Source organism: Sphingopyxis jiangsuensis (genome assembly GCF_016734905.1).
In the GTDB taxonomy this organism is placed as follows: Bacteria; Pseudomonadota; Alphaproteobacteria; order Sphingomonadales; family Sphingomonadaceae; genus Sphingopyxis; species Sphingopyxis jiangsuensis.
This window is the reverse complement of record NZ_JAERPO010000001.1, coordinates 232,557-251,775: the sequence shown is the minus strand read 5'-3', so window position 1 is coordinate 251,775 and position 19,219 is coordinate 232,557. Positions and strand designations below refer to the sequence as shown.

The following is a 19,219-nucleotide window of genomic DNA, read 5'->3' as shown; positions in this document are numbered from 1 at the left end:
CCGGATTTAGCAATTCGTTCGCGGCGTTTCAACCGCCTGGCGTCGGAAACGCTCGACTGGTCGCCCATTTCGGCACATGCGCCGCGTCAATTCTGGCCGGATATCTCGTCGAGGGGGATCGGGAAAATGCGCGAGCAAAAGGCACAATCGACGACGATTTTCCCGTCGCCATCGGCCATGTCGCGGCGCTCGCCGTCGGGAAATTGCGCCAGAACGCCCGCGAAATAATCGACGCTGCACCGGCACCCGCGCGACACTGTGACGCCTGCTTCGACCCGCACCTCGTCTTCGTGAAAGAGCCGCCACGCCAGCGTTTCAAGCGAAGTTGCCGGATCGGTCAGCTCTTCATCCTTCAGCGTCGCCGCAATCGTGCGCGCATGTTCCCATTCGGGATGGTCGTGTCGGACATGCAGGCGGTCGCGTCCGACTTCGCCTTCGGGGAGATGTTGAACCAACAGCCCGCCCGCAACGCATCCCGCCTCTGCATCGTGACGCGCGGCGAGCTTGATCAGGCTCGGGATTTGCTCGGACTGCTCGAAATAATGTTCGGCAGCGTCGCCGATCGACGATCCCTCGAGCGGAACAATGCCCTGATAGCGTTCGCCGGTGGTCGCCTGATCAAAGGTGATCGCCAGGAAGCCTTCGCCAAAAAGGGCAAACAACGTCGGATCGGGACCGATTTCAGCCAGCTTTTCCGCATCGAACTTCAAATAGCCGCGCAGCTCGCCGCCCTTGTAATCGCACACCAGCAATTCGACCGGCCCGCCGCCCGTCTGCGCCTGAAGCGTCAGTTGCCCGCCTTCGTCCTTCAGCGTCGAGCCGAGCAGCACGGTGAGCACCAAGGCTTCGGCGAGCAGCTTTTCGGCGACCGGCGGATAGCTGTGCGCTGCCATGATCGTGTTGAGTACCGGCCCGAGGCGCACAAGGCGCCCGCGCACGTGCCGCGCCGCGATGGTGAAGACCAGAGGCTGGTCGAACCAGGTTTCGATCGTTTCGCTCACAGCTTGCCCAATGCCCACAACAGGACCGATTTTTGCGCATGGACGCGGTTCTCCGCCTCGTCCCACGCGCGCGACTGCGGCCCGTCGATCACCGCATCGACCACCTCTTCGCCGCGATGCGCAGGGAGGCAATGGAGGAAAACCGCATCGCCTTTCGCAACCCCCATCAGTCGTTCATCGACCTGAAAGGGCGCCATGGCGGCGAGCTTGTTGTGCGCATGATCCTGCCCCATCGACACCCAGGTGTCGGTGACGACAATATCTGCGCCCGCCGCCGCCTCGCGCGCGTCGCCAACGACGTCGATACGGGCGCCCTTCGCGCGCGCCGCCTCGACAAAGGCGGGATCGGGTTCATAACCCTGCGGACAGCCCGCGCGGACGTTGAAACCGAACAGCCCCGCTGCCTCGATGATCGAGGTGAGGACATTGTTGCCGTCGCCGAGCCAAGCGATCTCAAGCCCCGGAAGCGCCTTGCCGCTCTCGACGATCGTGAGCAGGTCGGCGACGATCTGGCAGGGGTGCGACAGGTCGGTCAGTCCGTTGATTACGGGCACCGTCGCATGCTGTGCGAGTTCCTCGATCTTCGCATGGTCGTCGGTACGGATCATGATTGCGTCGACATAGCGCGACAGGACACGCGCGGTATCGGCGACCGTCTCGCCGCGGCCGAGCTGCATCGACCCCGCATCCATCACCATCGCGCTGCCGCCGAGCTGACGGATGGCGATGTCGAACGAAGCGCGCGTGCGCGTCGAATTCTTTTCGAACACCATCGCGAGCACATGATCCGCAAGCGGCGCATCGGCGTCCGGCTTGCCCTTCGGCCAGCCCTGGCGCGCAGTCTTCCGGTCGATCGCGTCGGCAATCATCGCCGCAACGGCATCGCCGCCGGCGTCCGACAGGTTCAGGAAATGCCGCATCAGCCTTCGGGCGGCGTATAGCTCGCCGCACCCGCCGACAATTTCTCGATGCATTCGTCGATATGGCTCTGTTCGATATTGAGCGGCGGCAGGATGCGTACGACATTGTCGCCGGCCGCGACGGTCAGCAGTCCGTGATTGTCGCGCAGATGCGCGACGAACGAACGGCTTTCGGACGTCATCTTGATGCCGAGCATCAACCCCATGCCGCGCACGCTTTCGAACAGATGGTCGTGGTTCGGGATGAGCTGTTCGAGCGCGCCGCGCAGCCGCTCGCCCGTCGTCTTGACCTGATCGAGGAAGCCGTCCTCGAGGATCACGTCGAGCACCGCCTGCCCCGCCGCCATCGCGAGCGGATTGCCGCCATAGGTCGAACCGTGCGTCCCGATCACCATGCCGCGCGCCGCTTTTTCGGTGGCAAGGCACGCACCAAGCGGGAAACCGCCGCCGATGCCCTTGGCGGTCGCCATGATGTCGGGCGCCAGCCCATATTGTTCATAGGCATAGAGCGTGCCCGTCCGCGCGACGCCGCACTGCACCTCGTCGAAAATCAGCATCAGGTCGCGCTTGTTGCAGATATCGCGCAGCCCCTGAAGGAAGGGCTGCGACGCGGGACGGATGCCGCCTTCGCCCTGCACCGGCTCGACGAGGAAACCCGCCGTGTTGTCGTCGACCAGATCGAGCGCGGCGTTGAGATCGTCGAACGGCGCATAGGCAAAGCCGGGCAGCAGCGGGTCGAACCCCTTGCGCAGCTTTTCCTGATTGGTTGCCGAAATCGTGCCGAGCGTGCGCCCGTGGAAGGCGTTGTTGAACGTGATCAGATTGTGCTTCTGTTCGTTGCCCGCGCTCGAATGATAGGCGCGCGCCGTCTTGATCGCGCACTCGACCGCCTCGGCGCCCGAATTGGTGAAAAAGACGGTGTCGGCAAAAGTATGGTCGACCAGCCGCGCCGCCAGTGCCTCGCCCTGCGGGCTCCCATAGAGGTTCGACACATGCATCAGCGTCGCGGCCTGATCCTGGATCGCCTTGGTCAGGTGCGGATGGCCGTGGCCGAGCAGGTTGACCGCGATGCCGCTCGCAAAGTCCAGATAGCGCTCGCCTCGCTCGCCGATCAGATAGGCCCCCTCGCCGCGCACCGGACGCACAGCGCACCGGGGGTAAACGGGCATCAGCGGCGTGATCGACATGGGCAGCACCTTTCCAAACAAAAAAAGCAAAAGGCGACCGCAAGCTGGCCGCCCTCAACAGAAGCGCCCCTATACTGCCGCTGCTGAAGCCGCGTCAACCAACGCGCGCGGACACCTGCGCCGCTTCCGCCGTCAGCGCCAGCGAATGTTTGCGCGCGTCATGGTCATAGACGGACGAGGCGACGATCACTTCGTCGACGCCGGTGCGCCGGGCAAAGGCGTCGATCCCGGCGGCGACATCGTCGACCGTGCCAATCGTCGAACATTGCAGCACATGATCGAGAATCGCGCGGGCATTGGGTGGCAGGCTGTCCTTGTAGCCGGCAACCGGCGGCTTCATCCGCCCGGGATTGCCGGTGCGCAGCGCGACGAACGCCTGTTGCTGCGACGTGGCGATCAGCTCGGCCTCCTCGCGCGTGTCGGCGGCGAAGACGTTGAATGCCGCGGCGGAATAAGGCTCGGCAAGCTGCTCGGACGGCTTGAACTGGCGGCGATAGAGATCGAGCGCCTCGTCGAGCGCATCGGGCGCGAAATGGCTGGCAAAGGCATAGGGCAGGCCGAGCGCCGCAGCGAGCTGCGCGCCGAACAGGCTCGACCCCAAAATCCATAGCGGCACCTTCGTCCCCTCGCCCGGCACCGCGCGGATGCCGAGGCGGTCGTCGCCCGCGAGGAACGCCTGCAGCTCGACGACGTCCTGCGGGAACTGCCGCTCGTCGCTCGCGAGGTTGCGGCGCAAGGCGCGCGCGACAATGCCGTCCGACCCCGGCGCACGCCCGAGCCCCAGGTCGACCCGCCCCGGAAACAGCGCCTCCAGCGTTCCGAACTGTTCGGCGATCACCATCGGCGCATGATTGGGCAGCATGATCCCGCCCGCGCCAATGCGGATCGTCCGCGTCGCCTGCCCGATATGCGCGAGCACGACCGCGGTGGCCGCGCTCGCGATCCCCGCCATGCCATGATGTTCGGCGACCCAGTAACGGTGAAAGCCGAGCGCTTCGGCGTGGCGCGCAAGGTCCGCGACGTGGGCGAGCGACTGGGCGATCGTCCCGCGGTCGGTGACGGGGACGAGGTCGAGGAAGGAAAGTTTCGGCATGAAACCGGATATGCGGTGCGCGGGGCGACGGTTCAAGGACGCATCGTCGCCCCCGCGAAGGCCCAGCGGCCCTACCCCCGCTCGTCCTTCGGCGAGTCCATCAGCACATAGGTCGTGATCGAATGCACCTGCGGCAGCACCCCCAGCACCTCGGTGTGGAAATGCTTGTACGCCGCAAGGTCGGCGGTCTCGACGCGCAGCAGATATTCGATCGTGCCGGTGATATTGTGGCATTCGCGCACTTCGGGCGCGTCGGCGACGGCGGCCTCGAAATCGCTCTGCGACTTCTTGGTGTGCGACGACAGGCCGACGGCGACATAGGCGATGAAGGTCAGGCCGACCTTCGCCGGATCGATCACCGCGCGATACCCGTTGATCACCCCGCTGCGCTCCAGTTCCTGCACCCGCCGCAGGCACGCCGAAGGCGAAAGGCCGACTCGGTCGGCGAGTTCGACATTGGCGATGCGCCCGTCGCTTCGCAGTTCCTGCAATATTCTGCGGTCGATATGGTCAATTTTGCTCATGGATTGCAAACTATGCCATAATCGCGGGCATATTCGCAACCTTTCACAGCGCGAGGTGCAGTATATTGCGCCACATGGAACAGGCCACTTTCGCCGCGCTCGCCGCCTTCGCGCTCGTCTCCTCGGTCACGCCGGGGCCGAACAATATGATGCTGATGGCGTCGGGGGCCAATTTCGGCCTCCGTCGCACCGTGCCGCACGCGCTCGGTGTCGGCGCCGGCTTCACCTTGATGATCGTCCTGGTGGGCCTCGGCCTGATGGGCCTGTTCGACGCCTTCCCCGTGCTCAACACGGCGCTCAAGGTGGTGAGCGTCGCCTATCTGCTCTGGCTCGCGTGGAAGATCGCCAATGCCGCCGCCCCCGACGGCGAAGGCAGTGCGCGTGGCAAGCCGATGACCTTCGTTCAGGCGATGCTCTTTCAGTGGGTCAATCCAAAGTGCTGGTCGATGGCGCTGACCGCGATCGCGCTCTACGCGCCCGAGCGCAATCTGGCGGCGGTGCTGTTCGTCGCCGCGATCTTTGGCGTCATCAACCTGCCCTCGACCAGCCTGTGGGCCGTGATGGGCACCGCGTTGCGCGGCTGGCTGTCGAACCCGGTGCGGTTGCGCGTTTTCAACTGGACGATGGCGACGCTGCTCGTCGGATCGCTCGCCTTGATCATCTGATTTGCAAGGTTGCGGCCTGCAACCTATGGCTGCGTCTCCCCTCCCCCCGACCGGAGACGCAAGCCATGCAAAGCCGCCGCCTCGGCCAGAGCGCCATCCATGTGTCCGACATCTGCATGGGGACGATGACCTTCGGCAGTCAGACCGACGAAGCCGAAGCTCACCGCATCCTCGACGCCTGTCTCGACGCGGGAATCAATTTCTACGACACCGCCGAAGGCTATCCCGTGCCGCCCGACGCCAAATGGGTCGGCCGCACCGAAGAGATTGTCGGGCGCTGGATGAAGACCAAGCCGCGCGATGCCATCATCATGGCGACGAAGGTTTCGGGGCCGAGCCACGTCTGGTTCAAGTCGCCGTGCCGCCACGGCATGACCGCGCTCGACCGCAAGAATATTTTTCAGGCCATCGACGACAGCCTCGCGCGGCTCCAGACCGACTATGTCGACCTCTACCAGACGCACTGGCCCGACCATGACGCGCCCTATGACGAGATGATGGACGCGCTCGACGAGCTCGTCCGCGTCGGCAAGGTCCGCATCCTCGGCTGCTCGAACGAAACGAGCTGGGGGCTGATGAAGGCGCTTGCGGCGTCCGAACGGCTCGGCGTCGCGCGCTATCAGACGATCCAGAATAATTTCAGCCTGAACAACCGCCGCTTCGAGGATGAGCTGAAGCAGGTGTGCCGCAAGGAGGGCGTCAGCCTGATCCCCTATTCGCCGCTCGCGGGCGGGGTCTTGTCGGGCAAATATCAGGACGGCGCAGCGCCCGAAGGCGCGCGCTTTTCGCGCTATCTGGCGATGGAGGGACGGCAGGCGGCGATGGGTCGCCGCTTCGTCAACGAAAAGAGCCTCGCCGCCACCGAACGCTATCTGGGAATCGCCGCAGACGCCGGGCTGCACCCGGTGACGATGGCGACCGCCTGGTCGAAACAGCATGACTTCGTCGCCTCGACCATCGTCGGGGTGAGCAGGTTCGAGCAGCTTGCGCCGATCCTCGATGCGCGCGAGCTGGTGCTCGGCGACGATATCATGACCGCGCTCCACCAGGTGACGCGCGACATACTCTATCCGATGGGCTGAGCGCGCACGACGAAGCCGCACATTGCCCCCGCAGCGACAGCGCCTATAATCGCGTTGCCCCCTATCCGAAGGACAATTCATGACCCTCGTTCGCCGCGCGCTCCTCGCCCTCGCCGCCTTTGGCGCCACCGCCGGGATCGCGCACGCCGCCAACCCGACGATGTTCCGCGACGCCGGATGCGGGTGCTGCCTCCAATGGCTCGAACGGGTGAAGGCGGCGGTCGGATCGCCGGTGCGCGTCGTCAACGCCGCCGACATGGAGACGATCAAGGATCGCCACGGCGTCCCGGGCGCCCTGCGCGGCTGCCACACCGCGATCGTCGGCGGCTATGTGATCGAGGGCCATGTGCCCGCGCGCGAAATTGCGCGCCTGCTCCGCGAAAAGCCCAAAGGGGTGAAGGGACTGGCGGTCGCGGGGATGCCGACCGGATCGCCGGGCATGGAGTTCGGCGACCGCCGCGATGCCTTTAAGGTCATGACCTTCGGCCCCGCAGGGACGCGCGTCTATGCAAGTTATGCCGCGCGCTGAAGCCCGCTGAGCGCCGCGAGCGCGTCGAAGCGCTCGGCGACATGATGCACCCCGACCGCGCGCAACATCGCGCCATGCGCGGCGCGGTCGGTGATGTGGCTCGCACCGCAAAAGCCGACGACGGTCATCCCCGCCGCAAGCGCCGCCTGTGCGCCGGTGGGCGAATCCTCGACTGCAAGGCAAAGCGCAGGCTCGACGCCCAGCCCCTTTGCGGCGGCAAGATAGATGTCGGGATGCGGCTTGCCGCGCGCCCATCCATCGGCGCTATAGACCTGCCCTTCGAAATGGTGCCCGAGTTCGAACAGACCGAGCGCCCAGTCGATATATTCGGCGCGGCTCGACGAGGCGATCGCGCGCGGCATCGGCCCCAGCGCGTCGAGGAACGCGGCAACCCCCGCCACCGGATCGAACCCCTGCATATATTTGGCGCGCGCGTGCGTCCGATGCCGCTCGCGAAAATCGGCCGGCAGCGGCCGCCCGAACCGCGCCTCGATCCGCCGCTGCGTCTCCTGCCAATTATGGCCGTAATAGTCGCGCAGGCACTCCTCATAGGTCGCGGGCATACCGATCGCGGTCAGGCTTTCCGACAGCGACAGGTTCGCGCGCACCTCGCTGTCGGCGATGACGCCGTCGAAATCGAAGATGATGGCGGTGGGGGTCATGAGAATCGCATGTTCTTCATATTTGGCGCCTAGAGCCTTGAGGGATCAGGAGACACATAATGAAATTCATTTCCTTGAGTTCGCGCGGCGGCAATTATCTGGTCGTTGCCGAAAATGTCGCCTGGCTCCGCGCGGCCGAGAACGGCCAGACGCAAGTCGGCATGGTCGGCAGCACGCCGTTGCTGGTAGCGGGCGAAATCGACGACATCGCGGCGTCGATTCTGGCGCAGGCGAATGCGGCCGCATGACCCGCCCACGCACGTCGGCCCATCAGCGCATGACCTCGGCATCGCGCGCATAATCCCAAGCGCCCTCGCCCGACCAGCCGCGCCCGTCGGGAAAAACGAGCCTGAGTCCGCTGAGCCGCTCCGGCGCGAACAGGCGCATGTTGACGCCCATCATATCGACCTCACCGCCCATCCGTTCGGTCAGCCCAGCGGTCGCCGACCAGTGCGTCGCGCAGCCACAAGTCGCGCAGAAATGCAGGTCCGAATTGGGATTCGCGCGATCGGCGCGGTTATAAGTCCGCGTCGCCCCGTCGATCGCAACATCCTTCGGTGAATAATAGGCCCAGAGGATGCCGTGCGAGAAACAGAGCGAGCAATTGCACTCGGCGACTTCGTCGGGTGCCTTGGCGAGCCGCACCGAGACCGCGCCGCAGTGGCAGGTGGTGTTCCAGGTCACTCCACAGTCACCGACTTCGCGAGATTGCGCGGCTGGTCGACATCGGTGCCCTTCGCCACCGCGACATGATAGGCCAGCAATTGCACCGGCACCGCATAGACCAGCGGCGCGATCAGCGGGTGGACCTTGGGCATTTCGATGGTCGCCATGCAGCCGTCGCCAGCTTCGGCAAGGCCCTCGGCGTCGCTGATCAGGACGATCTTGCCGCCGCGCGCCATGACTTCCTGCATGTTGCTTACGGTCTTTTCAAAGAGCGGCCCGCTGGGCGCGAGGACGATGACCGGCACCGCCTCGTCGATCAGCGCGATGGGGCCGTGCTTCATCTCTCCGCTCGCATAGCCTTCGGCGTGGATATAACTGATTTCCTTGAGCTTTAGCGCCCCCTCCAGCGCCAGCGGATAGTCGGGGCCACGCCCGAGATAGAGGACGTCGCGCGCCGGTGCGACGAGGTGCGCCATCGCAGCGATGTCGTCGTCGTGGTTCAGCGCGGCGTTGAGCGCGGCGGGCGCCTCGATCAGATGCCGGACGATGTCGCGCTCCTCCTCGGCGCTGAGCCTGCCCTTCTTGAGCGCGAGGTGCGCGGCGAGCGCCGCCAGCACCGCAAGCTGGCAGGTGAAGGCCTTGGTCGAGGCGACGCCGATCTCCGGCCCCGCGTGCGTCGGCAGCAGCAGATCGGCCTCGCGCGCCATGCTGCTCGTCGGGACGTTGACGACGACCGCGATCGTCTGGCCGTTCGCCTTGCAATGGCGCAGCGCCGCGAGGGTGTCGGCGGTCTCGCCCGACTGCGAGATGAAGAGCGCGAGTCCGCCGGGCTGGAGCACCGGGTCGCGGTAGCGAAACTCCGACGCGACATCGATGTCGACGGGCACGCGCGCAAAGGTTTCGAACCAATATTTGGCGACCATCCCGGCATAGAAGCTCGTCCCGCACGCGACGATGGTGATGCGGTCGATTCCCGCGAGGTCGAAATCCATCTGCGGCAGCGCGACCGTCTGTTCGAGCGGGCGGATGTAGGAGGAGAGCGTCTGCGCAACCACCGTCGGCTGCTCGAAAATCTCCTTCTGCATATAGTGGCGGTAATTGCCCTTCTCGACCGCGGCGGCAGTGACGCCCGAGGTTGTGATCTCGCGCGTCACGGCCTTGTTGTCGGCGTCGTAAATCTGCGCGCCCTCGCGGGTGATGATGACCCAGTCGCCTTCTTCCAGATAGGCGATCTGCTGCGTCAACGGCGCGAGCGCGAGCGCGTCGGAACCGAGATAGGTCTCGCCGTCGCCATAGCCGACGACCAAGGGCGAGCCGAGCCGCGTGCCGATCAGCAGATCGGGGTGGCTGCGAAACGCAATCGCGAGCGCGAACGCGCCGCGCAGCTGCGGCAGCACCGCCTGCACCGCCTCCTGCGGCGACTTGCCCGCTTCGACCTGTTCGCTGACGAGGTGCGCGACGACTTCGGTGTCGGTCTCGCTCTCGAAGGTGCGCCCGCGCGCCGCGAGCGCCTCGCGAAGCGGCTTGAAATTCTCGATGATCCCGTTGTGGACGAGCGCGACCTCGCGCGTCGCGTGCGGGTGCGCGTTGCTCGTCGTCGGCGCGCCGTGCGTTGCCCAGCGCGTATGCGCGATGCCGAGCGTGCCCGGCGCGGGGTTGCCGCCCAGTTCCTTGACGAGGTTGCCGAGCTTCCCCTCGGCGCGGCGGCGGATCAGCTGCCCGCCCTCGACCGTGCACACGCCCGCCGAGTCATAACCGCGATATTCCATGCGTCTGAGGCCATCGACAAGGCGATCCGCAACCTGGTCCTTGCCGACAATTCCGATGATTCCGCACATAAATGAGAGAGCCTTTTTCAGCGCAAAAGGGGAAGGATAATTCTGGTCAGCTTGTCGCCGGCATAGCCGGCCCGCCGTCCCTGCGCGCGAGCAATTTGTCGGTCGCAACGACGAGCAACGCAATCGCCGTCAGCGCCGCGACGATCGCCGCCGTGACGCCCAGCAATTCGCCGACCGTCTGCTGCGACGGATCGAGGAAATAATAAGCATACCAGCCTTCGACCGCGCCGCGCGCCATTGCGTAAACCAGGTAGGCGAAGCCAAAGGGCAGAGCCCATAAGGTGTCGCGCCAGTCGAGCTGGCCGTGCGGCCCGAACCACCAGGCGAGCAGGAACAGCAGGGGCGTCGCGTCGTGCAGCGCATGGTCGGCAACCGCCTGCCACCCGTGCGGGTCCCACACATGCCGCAGCGCCAGCGAATAGACGAGCCCGACGATCAGGATCGCCGTTACCGCTGCAAGGCGCATGCGCGGTCCCGCGAGCCAGTGCCGGGGCGCCAGCGCGGACGCCGTCGCGGTTACCGCAACAAATCCGTTAGTCAGGATCGTGAAATAGCCAAGGAACCGCCACAGGGCGGAGGCCCAATTCGCGCCGTCGGCGGCAAATTGGTCGGCGAGCAGCAGGAATTGGAGCGCAAGTGCGCCCCATGTCACGGCCGCCGCGACCCCGTGCAGCAGGCGCGCCGTGGCCGTCATCCACCGGTCCCGAAATTGCGGTCGACATACAGATAGGCGAACTGGACCGGATCGGCAGGATAGCCGTTGGCGGCTTCGAACCGCTCGCGGCCTTCGGTCCAGATTTGCGCGATCTGGGCGGGAAGCTCGGGCCCCAGTCCCAGTCGCTGCGCCACGATATCCACCCAGCTCCCGTGCAAACCAAAGCTCTGCTCGAGATGCGGGACCATTGCGACGCAATAGTCCTCGGTCGCGCGGTCGAGGTGGCCGATGGCTTTCAGCACATAGGCGTCGACGAACCGCAGGAACGGCTTGTCGTCATATCGATCGCTCATTGCGGCCTCCCCTCGCTCGCGCGCCATTCCTCTCGCAGCAGTCCGTAGATGAGCGAATCGCGAATACCAATATGCGTTTCCCACTCCGCGCGCAGCCGACCTTCGCAGACAAAGCCCAGTCGTTCGAGCAGGCCGATCGACGCGCCATTGTCGGGGTCGGTATCGGCGAATATCCGGCGGAGGTTCGCCGCGTCGAACCCGTAGTCGATCACCCGCGCCAGTGCCTCGCGTGCGATGCCCCGGCCCCACTGCTCGCGACCGAGGATATAGCCGATCTCGGCCACCCCGGCCCGCCGTTCGCGCAGGATGACCCAGCCGAGCGCCGCGTCACCGTCCAGCGTGATAGCCCAGCAACGATGCCCGTTGTCGATGGCGCTGTTCCATCGAAGATATTCCTCGGATTCGGCCAGCGAGCCGTGCGGGCCACTCGACCACCATTGCATCACCCGGGAATCGGACAGCGCGCCGTGCAGCGCGGGCGCGTCGTCGGCGACGAGCTGGCGCAATCGCAACCGCCCGGTGGTCAGCGTCGGCGCTGTCATCGCCCTATTTCCCGGCCTTTTTCTTGCGCATCGCGTCGTGGAAGCGGTCCGCCCAGCCCGGTTTGACAAGCTGTTCGCCGCGCACCAGCCGTAGCTCGCCATCGGCCACGTCGATCGTCACCGCGCTGCCCGCCGCGACAATCGCATCGCGCCCGATCTTCACCGGCGCGACGAGCGCGCTGTTCGATCCGATGAAGGCATTTTCGCCAATCTCGGTGCGATATTTGAAATAGCCGTCATAATTGCAGGTGATCGTGCCCGCGCCGATGTTCGCGCCCGCGCCGACGCTCGCGTCACCAATGTAGCTGAGGTGGTTCGCCTTGGCGCCCTTGCCGAGCACGGCCTTTTTCACCTCGACGAAATTGCCGACCTTCGCCTTCTCTTCGAGCACCGCGCCGGGGCGCAGCCGCGCGAAGGGGCCGACCTCGCAGCCGGGGCCGATGCTTGCCCCCTCGATATGGCTGAACGCGCGAATCGTCGCGCCGTCGGCGACGGTGACGCCGGGGCCGAAGACGACATTGGGCTCGACCGTTACATCGCGGCCGAGCTGCGTGTCCCACGAAAACCACACCGTTTCCGGCGCCTTCAGCGTCGCGCCGTCGGCCATCGCCTCTTCGCGCTTGAACGCCTGCCACTGCGCGTCGGCGGCGGCGAGTTCGGCGCGGCTGTTGATCCCGCCCACCTCGGCCGGTTCGGCGTGCGTCACCGCACAGTGGCGCCCGTCGGCGTTCGCGATATTGACGATGTCGACGAGGTAGAATTCCTTGGCGGCATTGTCGTCGGTGACGCGCGCGAGCAGCGCGAACAGGTCGCGCGCCTTCGCCGCCATCAGCCCCGAATTGCACAGCCGCACCGCGCGCTCGGCTTCGCTCGCATCCTTGTGCTCGACCATTTTGACGACGCGGTCGCCGTCAGCGATCACACGCCCATATTGCAGCGGATCGTCGGGCTCGAACGCCAGCACCACCGCGGCGGGCGCATCGTCGGCGTCGAGCCGTTCGACCATCGCGCGCATCGTCGCGGTTCGCACGAAGGGCACGTCGCCATAGAGAATCAGCACATTGCCGTCGAACCCGGCGAGCGCCGCCTCGGCCTGCTGCACCGCATGGCCGGTGCCGAGCTGCGGCTCCTGCACCGCAAGTTCCGCGCTCCCCGCCAGCGCCGCCTCGAGCTGCTCGGCCCTGTCTCCGACGATGACGACCTTCTTCGCGGGGGCGAGCGCGTCGACGCTGTCCATCAGGTGCATCAGCATCGGCCGCCCCGCGATCGGGTGCAGCACCTTGTGCAGGTCGGACTTCATGCGGGTGCCCTTGCCCGCGGCAAGGATGATGGCGGCGATCGGCGTAGTCATGCGCGCTGCCATGCCAGCAAATCATTGCGGTTTCCAGAGCCGCGCGCCATGCGGAGCGCCATGCACGATTTTCCCTTTCGCATCGTCGGCTTCGATCTCGACGGCACGGTCGTCGACACAGCGGGCGACATCACCGCCGCGCTCAACCACGCGCTCGCCCTCGCCGGGCGCGAGCCGCTTGCCGAGGCGCAGGTTCGGCCGATGATCGGCCTCGGCACCGCGCATCTGCTCGAACAGGGGCTGGTCGCAACCGGCGGCATTCCCGACGGCGGCGCCCGTCATCTCTATGACGAACTGCTCGCTTATTATGAGGCGCATATCGCGGTGCACAGTCGCCCCTTCCCCGGTCTGGTCGCTGCGCTCGACCGGCTCGACGCACTCGGAGTCCGCACCGCAGTGATGACCAACAAGCTCGAACATCTCGCCCGTCGCCTGCTCGAAGCGCTCGGGCTGGCCGACCGTATGGCGGCGATCGTCGGCGGCGACACGCTCCCCGGCCTTGCCAAGCCGTCGCCCGAACCGATCCGTGCGATGATCGAGCGCAGCGGTGGCGGACGGGCAGCATTTGTCGGCGATTCCATCTATGACGTCATGGCGGCGCGCGCTGCCGGGGCGACCAGCGTCGCGGTGTCCTTCGGCTTTCTCCATCAACCGGTCGAGGATCTGGGGGCGGACCATATCATCGGCCATTTCGACGAACTCGTCCCGCTTCTTGCTCGCCTCTAACGCTTCCGCCACTTGGTCCACAAATGCCGCGCGAGCATTGCGGGCGGCATCCGCAGCCAGTGCGAGCGGAGATAAAAGGCCTGCTGGAGCAGCCAGTTGCGCGACCGCCCCCAATCGTCGCGCGCGAGCAGGCGGCGACGGAACCATCCGTCGCCGGTAACGTGCCGGTCCCAGCCCGGTGGCAGCTCCGCTCCGTAAATGTCGCGCGCGAGCCGCGCCGCGCGGTCGACGGTCGCGCGCAGCCCGTGCAGTTCGGCGCGGCCATCGAGCTTGCCCCAGAAATGCGCGTCCGCCGCCGCGAAATCGCGCGTCAGGCAATGAAAGTCCCAAAGATTGCGGAGGCCGCCTTGCAGGTCGCCGTCGGCGATCAGGTGCGCGGCGCAGTGGCACGCCATATCGGCGGGGCTCAGCACCGCAAAGCCATCATGGCTCCGCACCGCATCGCTTACCATCGCGAGCGCATCGGGCGTAGTCCGGTGGGTGCGCGGCAGGATCGTGTGGTGCACGTCGATCATCCGGTCACGCGTCTTGTGGATGAGCGGCGGCAGTTCGTGCATATATTCGCGGTAATAATGATCGTCATAGGGGTCGGACTTCACCCATTCCCAACCCGCGTTCAGAAGGGCATTTTCGGCGCGCCGCACGTCGGGCGCGATGACGAGGATGTCGAGGTCGCCGATCTGTCGCCCTTCGCTGCACGACAGCCCCGCCGCGGCATAGGCCGTGCCCTTCAGCAGCACGAATTCGATCCCCCGCGGCGCGAGCGCGCGCCGTGCCATTTCGGCCTCCCACAGCGCCTGTTGCTGCGCGGTCGCGGCGGCGGCGCGCTGGTCGGCAAACAGCGCGGCGACCGCAGGCGGCACCGTCGCATCGGCCAGCCGATGCGCGAGCGTCGCAAGCATCGCTTCGGCGCGCGCGGCGCTGATGACGCCGTCCCATTCGCCGCGCCCCAGCGTCGCTGCATCGCGGCGCCCGGCGAGCAGGTCGACGAGCGTATGCGCCGCACTCATCGAACCGCCTCCGCCCAAAGCCCCTCGACAAGCGCACGGCCCGACGCGCTGTCGGGATAGCTGACGGCAAAGGCCGGCGTCTCGCGCACCAGCCGCGCAAGCGTGGCGAAGCCCGCTTCGCCCAATGCGACATAGTTGGTCGACGCCTCGGTCAACCGGACAAACGCCTCGCCCTCGCCCATCGGCTCGACCGCCGCCGCACCGCCAAAGCGCGGGAAAAGGATCAGCGCGGGGCGCGCAGGTTCGTGCATCGCCGCAATCGCTTCGGCGCGCGGGATCAGGTGGCGGATATCGCCCTTTGGCGTACGCGCCAGCAGCGGGCCGAGCCGTTCGGGCGCGACGCGCTCCGCCACTTCGCCGATCGCCGCATTCTTCAGGCTGACCGCGCGCGGAAAGGCGAGCGCGTCGCCGCTTACCGGATCGACGAGCGTGAACTCGTCGCCCATCAGCCGCCATCCCTCCTCGCCGAGCAGCGCGGCGAGCGTCGATTTACCCGACCCCGACTCGCCCGACATGACGAGCGCACGGCCATCGCGCGCGACCGCGCTCGCGTGGAGCAGCAAATGCCGCCGCCACCCCAGCGCGACCTGCAAATTCATCCCCATTTCGGCGGCGAGCAACCCCATCGAAAGCGGCAGCGGCAGCGCGTCGGGAACGGTGAAGTCGCCGCCGATATGGACCGAGGGCCGCAGCCAGCGCCGCCACGGCCGCGCCGCAAACAACCGCACCGCCGCATCTGCGGGGCGCGCATCGTCGCGCGGATAGCCCGCATAAAGCCGCTCGATCGCGGCAATCGGCGCGCGCCAGTCGCTGCCGATGCGGAACTGGACCGGGCCGACGGCGATCCGCGTCGCATATCTCATGCGGCGGCGACCAGGCCGAGCGCGGCGAGTTCGTCGAGCCGCTCGGCGATGATCGACGCGGCGTCGCCCGCTCGCCCGATGTCGAAAGCGACCGACAGGCGCTCGGCAATCGCTGCCGCACTGCAAATGTCGTCGCCCATCGCATCCAATATCTGTGGGATCGGCGGCGCGACGACATGCGTCTGCATCGAGCGGCGGTCGAAAATCAGCGTCAATTCGCCCAGTGGCTCGACGCGCAGCGCAGCAGGCGGCGCCGCGCGATACAAGGGATCAGCCATAATCTTCGGCGGCAGCGGTCAGCTTCTGCAAAATCGCCATCAGGGCCGCGCGCTCGTCGGCGGTGATGTTCGATTCGAGCTGCGTCTCGCTCGCCAGCGCGGCGGGCACGATCGCGTCATAGAGCGACCGTCCCGTCTCGGTCAGATCAAGATGATGCGAGCGTGCGTCGGTTTCATGCGCCTGCCGCGCAATCAGCTTGCGGTCGGCGAGCGCCTTGGCGGCGCGATTGACCGTCACCTTGTCCATCCGTGTCGCTTCGACCAGCTCGCGCTGCGTCTTGGGCTGCCCTTCGCCAAGCACCGCCATCAGCCGCCATTCGGGTATCTTCAGGCCAAAGCGGTTCTGATATTCGGTGGCGATGCGTTCGGACAGCGCGTTGGACGCAATCGACAGGCGATAGGGCAGGAAATTATCGAGATTCAGTTTCTTCGCGGCCATCCGTCTTCAGTCCCCCTGTCGCCATCCCCGGCGCTGACATCCTATCGCCTGATTCGGGCGTGTGAAGCCTCAGAAGTCGAACCGCGCCCCGATCCATAGCGTTCGCGGCGTCGCCCGCTCGATGACGCCCGCCGACGAGATGCTTGCAGGCACCAGTTCGTCGAACAGATTCTCGCCGCGCGCCTCGACGCGGAATGCATCGCTCAGCGCGAACGACAGACCGGCATCGAGCGTCAGCGCGTCGCGCAGAACGAGCAACCCCAGATCGTCCTCATTCTGCTTGCCGATATAGCGCAGCGTCGCAAAGCCGCCCACCGGCCCCGCGTCGTCGCTGCGCAGCGACAGGCTCGCGCCATGTTTCGCGATTTGCGCGGGCCGCTGGCCGTCGAGCGCCGCGGCGACGCCCGACGCGTCGACCTTTGCATCGGTATAGCCCAAGGTCGCGCGCGCGATAACCGGTCCGACCCGCTGCTCGGCCGCGACTTCGACGCCCTTCGCGTCGATTGCGTCGAGATTCTGCCGCTGGCTATAGCTTGCGCCCGGTGCGACAAAGCCGACCCCCGGAAAATTGCCCGGGCCGAAGCCCAGCGTGACGTTGGCGATGGCATTGTCCAGCCGGTTTGCGAAGAGTGTGGCCGACAGCTTCGTTCCGCCGCTCTGCCAATCCGCGCCAATTTCGCCGCCCCAAAGCCGCTCGGGCTTCAGCGCCTCGTTCGCGGCGGTCGCATCGGGACCGACGCGAAAGGGGCGGTACAGCTCGTTGAGCGTCGGCAGGCGCCATCCACGATAGCCCGCCGCGCGCAGCGATACGGCTTCCGACGTCCAGCGCAGCCCGATCCGCCCGCTCGCTTCCCAACCGCTGCGCGGCGCAAAGCGCGCGTCGCTGATCGGCGCGCCGCCGATATTGGTTTCGCGGCGGAAACCCTCGCCGATCGACCAGCGGTCGACGCGACCGCTCGCGGTCAGCAGCACGCCCTCGCCCGCGCTGCCCGAAGTCCATTCGGCAAAGGCGCCGACGACATCGCTGCTCCCGCCCGCGCTGCGGTGCCGCCCGGGGACGAGGCCGGTGAAGAAATAATCTTCCTCGGTGCGTCCGACCGTCCGGCGCCAGTCGGCCCCGATCCGCAGCGGGTGATTGTCGGCAACCAGCGGACGCAACTCGACGCGCGCGCCGATACCCGTCGCGGGAATCCGCTGCATCAGCGCGGGGGCGACGCTGTTTCGGCCGGCGGAAACGCTCGCAAAACCCGTCTCGAAATCGCGCAGTTGGACATAGGCGAGCGCCGACCATTGCGCCGCGTCCGCCGGCTCGTGCAGGACACGCACGCTCGCATCGACGCCGTCGATCCGGCTCGCGCTGAAATCGACGCCGCGGTCGCGGCGGTCGGCAAAACCGCGCACGCTCGCCTCGACGCGGCTGTCGTCGCCCGCATCGAAGCGCAGCCGGAGGCCCGCGCCGCCCTGTTCATAGGGCGCCGCCCGGTCGGCAGCGCCGCGCTGCCCCGCGACGACCGGCACGAACCCGTCGCCGCGGCTGTAGCGCGCATCGAAAGCCACCTCGCCCGCACCGATCGGGCCGCCCGCCGAGAGCGACGCATCCCAGCCGTCGCGGCTGCCATAGGCGGCGCTGCCGCTCACGCCGTCCGCCATCGTCGAATGGAGCCCGATCGTCCCGGCGAGCGCTCCGGGGCCATCGGCGCCGCTGCCACCGCCGCGCGCGACGATGATTCCCCCGAGGTTGATCGCGTCATAGGCGCTCCACGCAACCCACCCGCCGAAAGGGTCCGCCTGCGGCACGCCATCCAATGTCACGAGCGCGCGGCTGGAGGCATTGCCCCCCAGCCCGCGCAGCGTCACCCCCTGGCTCGTCGGATGCGCGCTTCGCCCGTCCGAACGCCGAAACTGGACGATCCCCGCCTCATCGCGCAGCCGGTTCTCGATCCGCGCGCCAAGCCCGCGTTCGACATTCTGGAGCACAGCGATGGATTGGGCGGCATCCCCGTTCGATGGCGTAAGCGATCCCGACCCTGTAACGACAATTTCCTGCGCGGGGCGGCGAACGTGCCAGAAAATGATCTGCTCTTCGACCGCCCCCTCCTGAAGCGGTGGCTGCGCCATCGCCGCTGCCGGCAGCGCCAGCAGCGCGGCGCCCGTCAGCCAGCGGATCACGCCGACTTGACCGCGTCGGGGTGCGCCTTCTGGAACGGCTCCAGTTCCATGCACGCCGCGTCGATCGCGACGAGCCCCGGATAGGCGTCGAGCGGCACGTCGAAGCGCCGCGCATTGTACATTTGCGGGACAAGGCATGCGTCGGCGATCCCCGGCGCATCGCCGCCCAGATAGGTCCCCTCGCCCGCCATCGCCTCGAGCGCGTCGAACCCCTGCAGGATCCATTCGTGGATCCAGCGGTCCTTGGTCTGCTCGTTGAGGCCAAGGTCCTTGGTCAGATATTTGAGGATGCGCAGATTGTTGAGCGGGTGGATGTCGCACGCGACGACATAGGCCTGCGCGAGCGCGACGGCGCGCGGCATCGGTTCGTCGGGGATCAGCCGCGGTTCGGGATGGGCGCGGTCGAGCCAGTCGATGATCGCCAGGCTCTGGATGATCGGCTCGCCATCGGCGACGAGCATCGGCACGAAGCCTTGGGCGTTCTGCTCGAGATAGGCGTCGCTCTTCTGCTCCCCCGCGATCAGGCTGACCTCGACGCGCTCATAGGCAAGCCCCTTGAGGTTGAGCGCGATGCGGACGCGATAGCTCGCCGAGGAACGGAAATAATCGTGGAGGACGAGCGACGTCATTGGAACTGCCTTTCAGCGTCATCCCGGCGAACGCCGG

At 66.7% G+C, this 19,219-nt stretch carries 23 protein-coding genes; 5 read left to right on the top strand and 18 right to left on the bottom strand.

The window, feature by feature from the left end; all coding sequences use genetic code 11:
- Positions 1-86: 86 nt before the first annotated feature.
- The 5 genes from hslO to JI743_RS01175 form a co-directional block, all read right to left on the bottom strand.
- Positions 87-1,001, bottom strand: coding sequence for an Hsp33 family molecular chaperone HslO (hslO, locus tag JI743_RS01195; protein WP_201925149.1), 915 nt, complete (start codon positions 999-1,001; stop codon positions 87-89).
- The gene (gene argF / locus JI743_RS01190) at positions 998-1,924 is read right to left on the bottom strand and encodes an ornithine carbamoyltransferase (protein WP_201927204.1); all 927 of its coding nucleotides are present in this window, start codon (positions 1,922-1,924) and stop codon (positions 998-1,000) included. Before argF ends, hslO begins: the two co-directional genes overlap by 4 nt.
- On the bottom strand, positions 1,921-3,108 hold the full coding sequence (locus tag JI743_RS01185; RefSeq protein ID WP_201925147.1) for an aspartate aminotransferase family protein: 1,188 nt from the start codon (positions 3,106-3,108) through the stop codon (positions 1,921-1,923). The genes argF and JI743_RS01185 overlap by 4 nt, the downstream gene beginning before the upstream one ends.
- A 94-nt stretch (positions 3,109-3,202) precedes the next feature.
- Positions 3,203-4,201 carry an LLM class flavin-dependent oxidoreductase gene (locus JI743_RS01180; protein WP_201925145.1) on the bottom strand — a complete coding sequence of 333 codons (999 nt, stop codon included), beginning with the start codon at positions 4,199-4,201 and terminating at the stop codon, positions 3,203-3,205.
- A gap of 71 nt (positions 4,202-4,272) precedes the next feature.
- Positions 4,273-4,725, bottom strand: coding sequence for an Lrp/AsnC family transcriptional regulator (locus JI743_RS01175; RefSeq protein ID WP_201925143.1), 453 nt, complete (start codon positions 4,723-4,725; stop codon positions 4,273-4,275).
- Positions 4,726-4,799: 74 nt separating this feature from the next.
- On the opposite strand from JI743_RS01175, the gene JI743_RS01170 reads away from it, so the two are divergent.
- The 3 genes from JI743_RS01170 to JI743_RS01160 all read left to right on the top strand — a co-directional run bounded on the left by JI743_RS01170 (position 4,800) and on the right by JI743_RS01160 (position 7,001).
- Positions 4,800-5,390: a LysE family translocator gene (locus tag JI743_RS01170; protein ID WP_201925141.1), complete on the top strand. Its 591-nt coding sequence runs from the start codon at positions 4,800-4,802 to the stop codon at positions 5,388-5,390.
- Between the two features lie 65 nt (positions 5,391-5,455).
- Entirely contained in the window at positions 5,456-6,472 is a 1,017-nt protein-coding gene (locus JI743_RS01165) for an aldo/keto reductase (protein WP_201925139.1), read from the top strand.
- A gap of 79 nt (positions 6,473-6,551) precedes the next feature.
- Complete coding sequence (locus JI743_RS01160) at positions 6,552-7,001, top strand: DUF411 domain-containing protein (RefSeq protein WP_201925137.1); 450 nt, start codon at positions 6,552-6,554, stop codon at positions 6,999-7,001.
- Here JI743_RS01160 and JI743_RS01155 read toward each other — a convergent pair.
- Positions 6,986-7,663, bottom strand: a complete 678-nt coding sequence (locus JI743_RS01155) for an HAD family hydrolase (protein WP_201925135.1) — start codon at positions 7,661-7,663, stop codon at positions 6,986-6,988. The genes JI743_RS01160 and JI743_RS01155 overlap by 16 nt on opposite strands.
- Before the next feature lie 59 nt (positions 7,664-7,722).
- Here JI743_RS01155 and JI743_RS01150 point away from each other — a divergent pair, with 59 nt between their 5' ends.
- A complete protein-coding gene (locus JI743_RS01150; RefSeq protein ID WP_201925133.1) occupies positions 7,723-7,911 on the top strand; it encodes a hypothetical protein in 189 nt (62 codons plus the stop codon).
- Positions 7,912-7,933: 22 nt separating this feature from the next.
- Here JI743_RS01150 and JI743_RS01145 read toward each other — a convergent pair whose 3' ends face one another.
- Genes JI743_RS01145 through glmU form a run of 6 tightly spaced genes read right to left on the bottom strand, consistent with a single transcriptional unit; the run spans position 7,934 to position 13,068 of the window.
- A complete protein-coding gene (locus JI743_RS01145) occupies positions 7,934-8,347 on the bottom strand; it encodes a GFA family protein (RefSeq protein WP_201925131.1) in 414 nt (137 codons plus the stop codon).
- A complete protein-coding gene (gene glmS, locus JI743_RS01140; protein WP_201925129.1) occupies positions 8,344-10,167 on the bottom strand; it encodes a glutamine--fructose-6-phosphate transaminase (isomerizing) in 1,824 nt (607 codons plus the stop codon). The genes JI743_RS01145 and glmS overlap by 4 nt, the downstream gene beginning before the upstream one ends.
- A gap of 46 nt (positions 10,168-10,213) precedes the next feature.
- Positions 10,214-10,861: a Pr6Pr family membrane protein gene (locus tag JI743_RS01135; protein WP_201925127.1), complete on the bottom strand. Its 648-nt coding sequence runs from the start codon at positions 10,859-10,861 to the stop codon at positions 10,214-10,216.
- Positions 10,858-11,175, bottom strand: a complete 318-nt coding sequence (locus JI743_RS01130; protein ID WP_201925125.1) for a hypothetical protein — start codon at positions 11,173-11,175, stop codon at positions 10,858-10,860. Before JI743_RS01130 ends, JI743_RS01135 begins: the two co-directional genes overlap by 4 nt.
- The gene (locus JI743_RS01125) at positions 11,172-11,717 is read right to left on the bottom strand and encodes a GNAT family N-acetyltransferase (RefSeq protein ID WP_201925123.1); all 546 of its coding nucleotides are present in this window, start codon (positions 11,715-11,717) and stop codon (positions 11,172-11,174) included. Before JI743_RS01125 ends, JI743_RS01130 begins: the two co-directional genes overlap by 4 nt.
- 4 nt (positions 11,718-11,721) lie before the next feature.
- Positions 11,722-13,068: a bifunctional UDP-N-acetylglucosamine diphosphorylase/glucosamine-1-phosphate N-acetyltransferase GlmU gene (gene glmU / locus JI743_RS01120; protein WP_236659654.1), complete on the bottom strand. Its 1,347-nt coding sequence runs from the start codon at positions 13,066-13,068 to the stop codon at positions 11,722-11,724.
- Between the two features lie 60 nt (positions 13,069-13,128).
- Between glmU and JI743_RS01115 the strand changes: the two genes are divergently transcribed.
- A complete protein-coding gene (locus tag JI743_RS01115) occupies positions 13,129-13,794 on the top strand; it encodes an HAD-IA family hydrolase (protein ID WP_201925119.1) in 666 nt (221 codons plus the stop codon).
- Here JI743_RS01115 and JI743_RS01110 read toward each other — a convergent pair.
- The 6 genes from JI743_RS01110 to maiA all read right to left on the bottom strand — a co-directional run bounded on the left by JI743_RS01110 (position 13,791) and on the right by maiA (position 19,182).
- Positions 13,791-14,804: a nucleotidyltransferase domain-containing protein gene (locus JI743_RS01110; protein ID WP_201925117.1), complete on the bottom strand. Its 1,014-nt coding sequence runs from the start codon at positions 14,802-14,804 to the stop codon at positions 13,791-13,793. The genes JI743_RS01115 and JI743_RS01110 overlap by 4 nt on opposite strands.
- Entirely contained in the window at positions 14,801-15,667 is an 867-nt protein-coding gene (locus JI743_RS01105) for an HprK-related kinase A (protein ID WP_201925115.1), read from the bottom strand. Before JI743_RS01105 ends, JI743_RS01110 begins: the two co-directional genes overlap by 4 nt.
- Positions 15,664-15,945, bottom strand: a complete 282-nt coding sequence (locus JI743_RS01100) for an HPr-rel-A system PqqD family peptide chaperone (protein WP_201925113.1) — start codon at positions 15,943-15,945, stop codon at positions 15,664-15,666. Before JI743_RS01100 ends, JI743_RS01105 begins: the two co-directional genes overlap by 4 nt.
- Positions 15,938-16,384 (bottom strand): MarR family winged helix-turn-helix transcriptional regulator, encoded by a 447-nt coding sequence (locus tag JI743_RS01095; protein ID WP_201925111.1) that lies wholly within the window; start codon positions 16,382-16,384, stop codon positions 15,938-15,940. The genes JI743_RS01100 and JI743_RS01095 overlap by 8 nt, the downstream gene beginning before the upstream one ends.
- A gap of 69 nt (positions 16,385-16,453) precedes the next feature.
- On the bottom strand, positions 16,454-18,553 hold the full coding sequence (locus JI743_RS01090) for a TonB-dependent receptor (RefSeq protein ID WP_201925109.1): 2,100 nt from the start codon (positions 18,551-18,553) through the stop codon (positions 16,454-16,456).
- A complete protein-coding gene (maiA, locus tag JI743_RS01085; RefSeq protein ID WP_201925106.1) occupies positions 18,550-19,182 on the bottom strand; it encodes a maleylacetoacetate isomerase in 633 nt (210 codons plus the stop codon). The genes JI743_RS01090 and maiA overlap by 4 nt, the downstream gene beginning before the upstream one ends.
- Between the last annotated feature and the right edge of the window lie 37 nt (positions 19,183-19,219).